Origin of the sequence: Marinobacter sp. (assembly GCF_035268745.1) — a bacterium.
Classification (GTDB): domain Bacteria; phylum Pseudomonadota; class Gammaproteobacteria; order Pseudomonadales; family Oleiphilaceae; genus Marinobacter.
In genome coordinates, this window is sequence record NZ_DATFKH010000174.1 from 1 (window position 1) to 9,236 (window position 9,236).

General features: G+C 59.1%; 8 protein-coding genes. 4 read left to right on the forward strand and 4 right to left on the reverse strand.

The genetic code is table 11. From position 1 onward, the window contains the following. From VJ956_RS12540 to VJ956_RS12555, 4 genes are all read right to left on the reverse strand, one after another. Window positions 1–479: methylenetetrahydrofolate reductase (locus VJ956_RS12540; RefSeq protein WP_324085382.1), on the reverse strand; the 479-nt coding region annotated here is incomplete at its 3' end. 12 nt (window positions 480–491) lie between these two features. Next, window positions 492–1,886, reverse strand: a complete 1,395-nt coding sequence (ahcY, locus tag VJ956_RS12545; RefSeq protein WP_324085383.1) for an adenosylhomocysteinase — start codon at window positions 1,884–1,886, stop codon at window positions 492–494. A gap of 216 nt (window positions 1,887–2,102) precedes the next feature. Continuing rightward, complete coding sequence (metK, locus tag VJ956_RS12550; RefSeq protein WP_324085384.1) at window positions 2,103–3,293, reverse strand: methionine adenosyltransferase; 1,191 nt, start codon at window positions 3,291–3,293, stop codon at window positions 2,103–2,105. Window positions 3,294–3,388: 95 nt separating this feature from the next. Beyond that, the gene (locus tag VJ956_RS12555) at window positions 3,389–4,414 is read right to left on the reverse strand and encodes a metalloregulator ArsR/SmtB family transcription factor (RefSeq protein ID WP_324085385.1); all 1,026 of its coding nucleotides are present in this window, start codon (window positions 4,412–4,414) and stop codon (window positions 3,389–3,391) included. A 181-nt stretch (window positions 4,415–4,595) separates the two neighbouring features. Between VJ956_RS12555 and tkt the strand changes: the two genes are divergently transcribed. The 4 genes from tkt to VJ956_RS12575 form a co-directional block, all read left to right on the forward strand. Further along, window positions 4,596–6,596: a transketolase gene (gene tkt / locus VJ956_RS12560; RefSeq protein WP_324085386.1), complete on the forward strand. Its 2,001-nt coding sequence runs from the start codon at window positions 4,596–4,598 to the stop codon at window positions 6,594–6,596. Continuing rightward, complete coding sequence (gap, locus tag VJ956_RS12565) at window positions 6,596–7,636, forward strand: type I glyceraldehyde-3-phosphate dehydrogenase (protein ID WP_324085387.1); 1,041 nt, start codon at window positions 6,596–6,598, stop codon at window positions 7,634–7,636. The genes tkt and gap overlap by 1 nt, the downstream gene beginning before the upstream one ends. Window positions 7,637–7,704: 68 nt before the next feature. After that, window positions 7,705–8,865 carry a phosphoglycerate kinase gene (locus VJ956_RS12570; RefSeq protein WP_324085388.1) on the forward strand — a complete coding sequence of 387 codons (1,161 nt, stop codon included), beginning with the start codon at window positions 7,705–7,707 and terminating at the stop codon, window positions 8,863–8,865. A gap of 234 nt (window positions 8,866–9,099) precedes the next feature. Beyond that, window positions 9,100–9,236, forward strand: a 137-nt coding sequence (locus tag VJ956_RS12575; protein WP_324085389.1) for a class II fructose-bisphosphate aldolase, incomplete at its 3' end; no start/stop codon positions are given.

Genomic DNA, 9,236 nt, shown 5'->3' on the forward strand with positions numbered 1-9,236 from the left:
CGGGCGAAGTTTTTCAGATCTTCTTCGGCGGAGCCTGCCTGCGGATGAAACTCCGGGTAGGCTGCCACTTCCAGATGAAAGGCATCGCCGCTGTGCTCACGGATAAAGCTGACCAGCTCGTTGGCGTAGCGCAAATCGCCGGCCACAGCCATACCCGAAGGCATGTCGCCCCTGAGAGCGACAATCCGGTTAACACCGTGTTCCCGGTAAAGATCCAGCAGCTCCCGGATTTCCTCGCGGGTACCGCCCACGCAGGAGAGGTGAGGAGCCGTGGAAATGCCCTGCTTGTGCAGGTTGAGCACGGTCTCAATGGTGCGGTCGCGGGTCGAGCCGCCCGCACCAAAAGTGACCGAGAAAAAATCAGGCTCAACTCTGGCGAGCTTGCTGCGCACCGTCTGCAGCTTTTCCTTGCCCAGGTCTGTCTTGGGTGGGAAAAACTCGAAGCTGAAACGGCGCCTGAACTGCTGTTGGGTTTCCATGCTGTTACCCGATCAGTACTTGTAGCTTTCAGGTTTGTACGGGCCTTCGACCGGCACGCCGATATACTTGGCCTGCTCCGGCGTCATCCTGGTCATGACACCACCGAAACCTTCCACCATGGCACGCGCGACTTCCTCGTCCAGGTGCTTGGGCAGAACCTGCACGTAAATGCCTTTCGCCCGGGTCTCCTCCGGCAGGTCGGCAAACTTGCGCTCGAACAGGTGCATCTGGGCCAGAACCTGGTTGGCAAAAGAACCATCCATGATCCGTGACGGATGGCCGGTACCGTTACCCAGGTTAACCAGCCGGCCTTCGGACAGCAGCAACAGGTGGTCATTGGTCGCCTTGTCGCGGTAGATCACGTGAACCTGCGGTTTTACTTCATCCCATTCCCAGTTCTTGCGCATGTAGGTGGTATCGATTTCGTTATCGAAATGGCCGATGTTGCAAATGATCGCGCCGGTCTTGATCGCCTTGAGCATATTGGCATCGCACACATTCATGTTGCCGGTAGAGGTGACCAGGATGTCGGTGTTCTGCAGCAGGGCTTTGTCGACGCCTGCCTCGGTGCCGGTGTTGACGCCGTCGATGTAGGGTGAAACCACTTCAAAGCCGTCCATGCAGGCCTGCATGGCGCAGATCGGATCGGTTTCCGTGACCTTGACGATCATGCCTTCCTGGCGCAGGGATGCCGCGGAGCCCTTGCCGACGTCACCATAGCCGATGACCAGGGCTTTCTTGCCGGACATCAGGTGGTCGGTGGCGCGCTTGATGGCATCGTTCAGGCTGTGGCGGCAACCGTACTTGTTGTCGTTCTTGGACTTGGTGACGGCATCGTTGACGTTGATGGCCGGTACCTTGAGTGTGCCTTCCCGCATCATTTCCTGCAGCCGGTGAACGCCGGTGGTGGTCTCTTCGGTAACACCGTGGCAGTTACGCAGGATTTCCGGGTATTTCTCATGCAGCAGGGCCGTCAGGTCACCGCCGTCGTCCAGAATCATGTTGGGCTCCCAGCCGTCCACGTCGGCACCGACGGTACGCTCGAGGCACCAGTCGTATTCCTCGTCGGTTTCACCCTTCCATGCGAACACGGGGATGCCACGCTCAGCGATGGCGGCTGCGGCCTGATCCTGGGTGGAGAAAATGTTGCACGATGACCAGCGTACGTTAGCGCCGAGGTCTATCAGGGTTTCAATCAGTACCGCGGTCTGAATTGTCATGTGAATACAACCCATGATGTTCGCGCCTTTCAGCGGCTGCTCGCCCCGGTATTTTTCCCGCAGCTTGATAAGCGCGGGCATTTCGCCTTCAGCGATATTGATCTCTTTGCGGCCCCAGGCCGCCAGGGTGATATCGCGAACCTTGTAGTCGTCGAACTGCTGCAGTTTTTCTGCTGGTGTGCTCATGGTGTACTCCTGTGTGTTTTTAATCGGTTAGCCACGGAATCCACGGAAGGACACGGAAGGAAAAGATTTTTCTGGCCACTAAATCCACGAAAGAACACTAAAAAAGACTGAATAAATAAAAGCATTCTTTTACTTTCGTGTTCTTTAGTGGATTTAGTGGCAAACAATCTCTGTCTTTTCTTTTTTCCGTGTCCTTCCGTGGCAAAAATCAGTTCTTTAAATACCCGCGGCGTCCTTCAACAAGGCAGCGCGGTCGGTCTTTTCCCAGGGGAAAGTGGTAAAGGTCTTACCACCCACGGTGACTTCCTGTGGCTCGCGGCCGAAGTGGCCGTAGGCTGCGGTCTGCTGATACATCGGGTGCAGCAGGTCGAGCATGTTGGTGATCGCAAACGGGCGCAGATCGAAGTGCTCGCGAACCAGTTGGATGATCCTGTCGTCGCTGATCCTGCCGGTGCCGAAGGTGTTCAGTGAAATCGACGTTGGCTGCGCCACGCCGATGGCGTAGGACACCTGAATCTCGCATTTGGCGGCAAGACCCGCGGCAACGATGTTCTTGGCCACATAGCGGCCGGCATAAGCGGCGGAGCGGTCGACCTTGGACGGATCTTTACCGGAGAAGGCGCCGCCGCCGTGGCGGGCCATGCCGCCGTAGGTGTCCACGATGATCTTGCGGCCGGTCAGGCCACAGTCACCAACCGGGCCGCCAATCACGAACTTGCCGGTCGGGTTGATGTGAAACTGGGTGTCCTTGTGCAGCAGGTCAGCCGGAAGCACGTGTTTGACGATCAGCTCCATCACGGCTTCTTTCAGGTCGGCCTGGGACACATCCTCATCGTGCTGGGTCGACAGCACCACGGCATCAATGCCGGATACGCGGCCATCCTTATAGCTGCAGGTTACCTGGCTCTTGGCGTCCGGGCGCAGCCAGGGCAGCACGCCACCCTTGCGGGCTTCGGCCTGACGCTCCATCAGGCGATGGGCAAAGGTGATCGGCGCGGGCATCAGCACTTCGGTTTCGTCGCTGGCGTAGCCGAACATCAGGCCCTGGTCGCCGGCACCCTGATCTTCCGGCTTCTGGCGGTCAACGCCCTGGGCGATGTCAACTGACTGTTTGCCGATGATGTTGATCACACCACAGGTATCGCCGTCGTAGCCCACTCTCGAGGAGGTATAGCCAATGTCCTTGATAACGCCGCGGACCAGATCTTCCAGGTCAACCCAGGCGTTGGTGGTGATTTCACCGCCGACAATCGCGACACCGGTTTTTACCATGGTTTCGCAGGCGACCCGGGCATGGGGATCGTCCACAAGGATGGCGTCGAGTACGGCATCGGAAATCTGGTCTGCCAGTTTGTCAGGATGGCCTTCTGAGACCGATTCGGAAGTAAAGATGCTGTAATCAGCCATAGGTGCTTTTCCTCTCTGAGCGTTGTTGCAGGTTACTGTACGAAGCGTACCGGATTCTATATCAAAAAACTTTGATATGCGTATAACTTTTGTATTCAGCCTGGCTCCGGCGGTTTCCAGAATTCCCGGACCTGCACCTGGAACCCGTTGCGTAATCCGATGAACAGGGATTCGCCGGTGACCAGTCCGGCGGCATGGGCCCAACTGGTCAGTTCTTCGGGCTCGAAGCCCAGCCACAGGTCACCGCAGTTTGCTTTTGCCCAGTCCTGGTCGTGGCTGCAGAGGTCACTGATCACCAGGCAACCGCCGCTGTTCATTAGTGCCGAGGCATCCACAAAAATATCCGCCGGGCTGGGGACATGGTGCAGCACCATATTGGCGACGATCAGGTCAAAGGCATCGCCACGGGCGCGCAGGTTTTCGGTGACCCCTTCAATCAGGTCAATGTTGTTCAGGCCCTCGTCGATGCAGGTGCGGGTTGCCTTGGCAAGCATGTCGCGGGAGTTGTCCAGCGCCGTCACCTGTGCGCAGGTCTGCGACAGCACCGGCAGAAAGCCCCCCTCGCCCGGCCCGATTTCCAGGGCTGTTTTCCAGCGCTGCTTCGGGGCGCGCTGGCCGATCAGTTCGGCAACCGGCCTGGCGTAGAGTTCGAAGGCGGCAATCAGCTCCTGCTGTTCGCGGAATTTTTCCGCATAGCGGGCGAAAAATGCCTGGGACTGGTCTGCGCGCTGGTTGCGGATGGCGTGGATCTTTTCCTGCAGATGCGCCGCCAGTGGGATACGGTCCACCGCATCAAAAATCTGCCGGATGGTATGGTCTACCAGCCTGTCGCTGTCCAGATGAAGTGGCCGGCGGTAGAAAATGGCGTTGCCTTCACGCTGGGGCTCCAGCAACCCGGCTTTGTGCATCACTTTTAAATGGTGGCTCATGCCGGACTGGCGCATGCCGAAAAGCTGGCTCAGTTCCAGAACGCCGAAAGTATCGCGGCGCAGCACCCGCAGAATTTCCAGCCGCAGGGGGTCGCCGCTCGCCTTGAAAATGGGCGCGAGAATGCCGACCTGGTCCGGGTTTTCCGGGCGGGACGGGTATTCCGATGCTGAAGCTGCGGCTGTCGGGGTCATGGAGTGCAGTCTAGGGCGGATCCAGGGCGGGATCAATATCAATATCAAAAAAAATTGATATAGATTCTGATGCGTCGATTCATTTGCCCCGGTGGTCACTAATCGGCCAAAATACGCGCCTTATTTTTTGCTGTTCCTTTATTACGCGTCATATCGCTGACCAAAACTGGAGAAAACGTCAATGCCGTCTCGCACAGATCTCGCCAACGCCATTCGCGCGCTGAGCATGGATGCGGTTCAGAAAGCCAAATCCGGCCACCCGGGCGCACCCATGGGTATGGCGGATATCGCCGAGGTCCTCTGGAATGATTTCCTCAGCCACAATCCGGCCAACCCGAACTGGGCCAACCGCGACCGGTTTGTGATGTCCAACGGCCATGGCTCCATGCTGCAGTATTCACTGCTGCACCTGAGCGGATACGACGTATCTATCGACGACATCAAAAATTTCCGTCAGCTGCATTCGAAAACTCCGGGCCACCCCGAGTTCGGTTACACCCCGGGTGTCGAGACCACCACTGGCCCGCTGGGTCAGGGTATGGCCAACGCGGTCGGTTTTGCTCTGGCGGAGAAAACCCTGGCGGCACAGTTCAACCGCCCCGGCCATAAGGTGGTTGACCATTACACCTATGCCTTCCTGGGTGACGGCTGCCTGATGGAAGGCATTTCCCATGAAGTGTCCTCCCTTGCCGGCACCCTGGGCTTGGGCAAGCTGATCATGTTTTATGACGACAACGGCATTTCCATTGATGGCGAAGTCGAAGGCTGGTTTACCGATGACACTCCGAAGCGTTTTGAGGCCTACGGCTGGCATGTGGTGCCCGCAGTAGACGGTCATGATCCGGAGGCTGTGCGAGCAGCGATCGAGGCCGGCCGTGCCAACACCACCCAGCCAACGCTGATCTGCTGCAAGACCATTATCGGTTTCGGCTCGCCCAACAAACAGGGCACCGAAAGCAGCCACGGCTCCGCGCTGGGTGAAGACGAAGTGGCCCTGACCCGCAAGGAGCTGGGCTGGCCGCACCCGGCGTTTGAAATCCCGGATCACATCTATAGTGCCTGGAATGCCCATGAGCAGGGCGCAGCCGCGGAAGCCGAGTGGAAGCAGACCTTTGCGGCCTACCAGAAGGCCGAGCCGGAACTGGCGGCCGAGTTCGAGCGCCGGATGGCCGGTAATCTGCCTGCTGGCTTTGCCGACAAGGCCCAGGCCTACATTGAGGAATGTCAGGCCAAGGGCGAAACCATCGCCAGCCGCAAGGCATCCCAGAACACCCTGAACGCCTTCGGTCCGTTGCTGCCGGAACTGTTCGGAGGCTCGGCCGACCTGGCCGCCTCGAACCTTACCATCTGGGACGACAGCAAGCCGCTGACCAGGGATGACGCCAGCGGTAATTACGTTTACTACGGCGTCCGTGAATTCGGCATGGCGGCCATCATGAACGGTATCGCCCTGCACGGTGGGCTGGTGCCCTACGGCGCTACCTTCCTGACCTTCATCGATTACTGTCGTAATGCGGTGCGCATGGCGGCACTGATGAAACAGCGCTCGATCCTGGTGTTCACCCATGACTCCATTGGTCTGGGTGAGGATGGCCCCACACACCAGCCGATTGAACAACTGGCCAGCCTGCGCACTACGCCCAATATGAGCACCTGGCGCCCGGCCGACACCGTCGAATCCGCCGTCGCCTGGAAAGCGGCCCTTGAGCGCACCGATGGCCCGACCGCGCTGGTATTTTCCCGCCAGGCGCTGCCGCATCAGGATCGCGACGCAACCCGGTTGCGGCAGGTTGCCAAAGGTGGCTACATCCTGTCTGACAGCGAAGGTACGCCGGATCTGATCCTGATTGCCACCGGTGGCGAACTCGGCGTGACCCAGGATGCCGCTGCCGGGCTTCGTGACAGGGGTAATAATGTGCGCGTGGTCTCGATGCCAAGCACCGACATCTTCGATGCCCAGAGCGCGGCCTACCGGCAGGAGGTCCTGCCCCTGGAAGTCACCAACCGTGTTGCGGTTGAAGCCGGAATTGCCGACTACTGGTACAAGTACGTTGGCCTGGACGGCCGCATTGTAGGCATGACCACCTTTGGTGAATCCGCGCCTGCCGGTGACCTGTTCAAGGAGTTCGGGTTTACCGTCGAAAACGTTGTCGCGACCGCTATGGACCTGCTGGAAGCCTGATGACTGACGCTGCACCGTATCGCATCGCTATCAATGGATACGGCCGTATCGGCCAGTGTGTCCTGCGGTCGCTCTACGAGAACCGGTTTCGTGACCAGTTGCAGATCGTCGCAATCAACGAACTGGCCGATATCGACACCATTGCCCACCTGACCCGCTATGATTCCACTCATGGCCGGTTCCAGGGTGAAGTGACGGTTGAGGGCGAGTCGCTGCTGGTAAATGGCGACCGCATCCGGGTGCTGCGCCATGCCGACGCTGTCGATCTGCCATGGGCTGAACTGGGCGTGGATCTGGTGCTGGAATGCTCCGGTGCCTTCACCGACCGGGCGACCGCAGAGCAGCACCTGAAAGCGGGCGCCAGCCGCCTGCTGTTCTCACAGCCAGCCGAATCTGATGTCGACCGCACCGTGGTTTATGGCGTCAACCACGAACAGTTAACCCCAGCCGACCGGATTGTGGCGGCCGCGTCGTGCACCACCAACTGTGTGGTACCCGTTATCCGGATTCTGGATGACGCACTGGGCGTGGAGCAGGGCACCACCACCACCATCCATGCGGCCATGAACGATCAGCCGGTCATCGACGCCTACCACCATCAGGACCTGCGCCGCACCCGCAGCGCCCTGCACAACATCGTTCCGGTGGATACCGGCCTGGCAAAAGGTATTGAACGCCTGCTTCCCCACATGGAAGGCAGGTTCAGCTCCGTGGCCATGCGCGTGCCCACCCTGAACGTTTCCGCGATCGATATGGTGGTCAATGTCCGGCAGGACACCTCCGTGGAAGCGGTGAACAACCTTCTGAAAGCATCCGCCCACGGCCCGCTGAAACGCATCCTGGGCTACACCGACGAACTCCTGGCCAGCTCCGACTTCAACCACGACGCCCACTCCGGAATCGTGGACGGTAGCCAGACCCGCGTCACCGGCAACACCATGGTAAAGGTGCTGTGCTGGTTCGATAATGAATGGGGATTCGCCAACCGGATGCTGGATGTCAGCTGCGTCTGGCTGAAAGGGGCCAAAGGGGCCGGCTAAAAGGGGTCTGACCCCGAATGGGGTCAGACCCCATGAGCTCATGTCATGGCAAAACAAGGGAACAATCTATGACCATCAAACGAATGAACGACCTGGACCTTGCCGGCAAGCGGGTACTGATCCGTGAAGATCTGAACGTGCCGGTAAAGAATGGGGCAGTATCGAGCGACGCCCGCATCCGCGCCTCGCTGCCCACCATCAAGGCGGCGATCGACGCCGGTGCCAAAGTCATGCTGATGTCCCACCTGGGTCGCCCGGAAGAGGGCGTATACGATGAAGCCTCCTCCATGAAGCCGGTTGCCGAGCATCTCTGCAACCTGCTGGACATGGAAGTCCGGCTGGTCACCGATTACCTGGACGGTTTTGAAGTGGCCGAAGGTGAAGTCGTGCTGCTCGAAAACGTGCGCTTCAACAAAGGTGAAAAGAAAGACGACGAAGTGCTTGCCAAAAAGTACGCAGCCCTCTGCGATGTCTACGTCATGGACGCCTTCGGCACCGCCCACCGCGCCCAGGCCTCCACCCACGGCGTCGCCCGCTTCGCCCCCGAAGCCTGCGCCGGCCCGCTGCTGGCTGCGGAACTGGAAGCACTGGGCAAGGCCCTGGACAACCCTGCCAAGCCGGTAGTTGCGATTGTTGGCGGCTCCAAGGTCTCCACCAAGCTCGACGTACTCAACGCCCTGGAAAAAGTCTGCGACTCCATCATCGTCGGCGGCGGCATCGCCAACACCTTCCTGGCCGCTGCCGGCCACCCGGTGGGCAAATCCCTGTGCGAACACGACCTGATCGAAACCGCCCGGGAAATCGCCTCCCGCGTTGAAATCCCGCTGCCGGTTGACGTGGTCGTCGCCAGCGAGTTTGCCGAAACCGCACAGGCCACCGTCAAAAAAATCGATGACGTCACCGAGGACGACATGATCCTCGACGTCGGCCCGGAAACCGCCGCCAAATTCGCAGACCTGCTGAAGTCATCAAAAACCATCCTCTGGAACGGCCCGGTCGGCGTTTTCGAGTTTGACCAGTTCAGCAACGGCACCCAGTCTCTGGCCAGAGCCATCGCCGAAAGCGATGCTTTCTCTCTGGCTGGCGGCGGAGACACGGTTGCCGCCGTTGACAAGTACGGTGTGAGTGACAGAATCTCGTATATTTCCACCGGCGGCGGTGCCTTCCTGGAGTTTGTGGAAGGAAAAACACTACCGGCTGTCGCAGTTTTAGAAGAGCGCGGTGCATGAACAAAGATCGATTCAGCTTTGGTGGCAAAGCCGGGGCCAGAATCGCAAGAAGGGCGAGGCAGGTCTTTCGCGGAATTTGCGAGGCCATGGATGGCCGAGAATAAGCGCACATGGATGTGCTTGTAGCGGTTCCGCGAAAGACCTGCCTCGCCCTTCGTAGCAGACTCAGAAACACAGGCATACTCCAAAGCGGAGTCTGTCGAAGACATTAAATAAACCAAGGAGACAAACCCAATGGCCCTGATATCGATGCGGCAACTGCTGGATCACGCCGCCGAGCATGGTTACGGTGTGCCCGCTTATAACGTAAACAACCTCGAGCAGATGCGCGCCATCATGGAAGCGGCTGACAAAACCAACTCCCCGGTGAT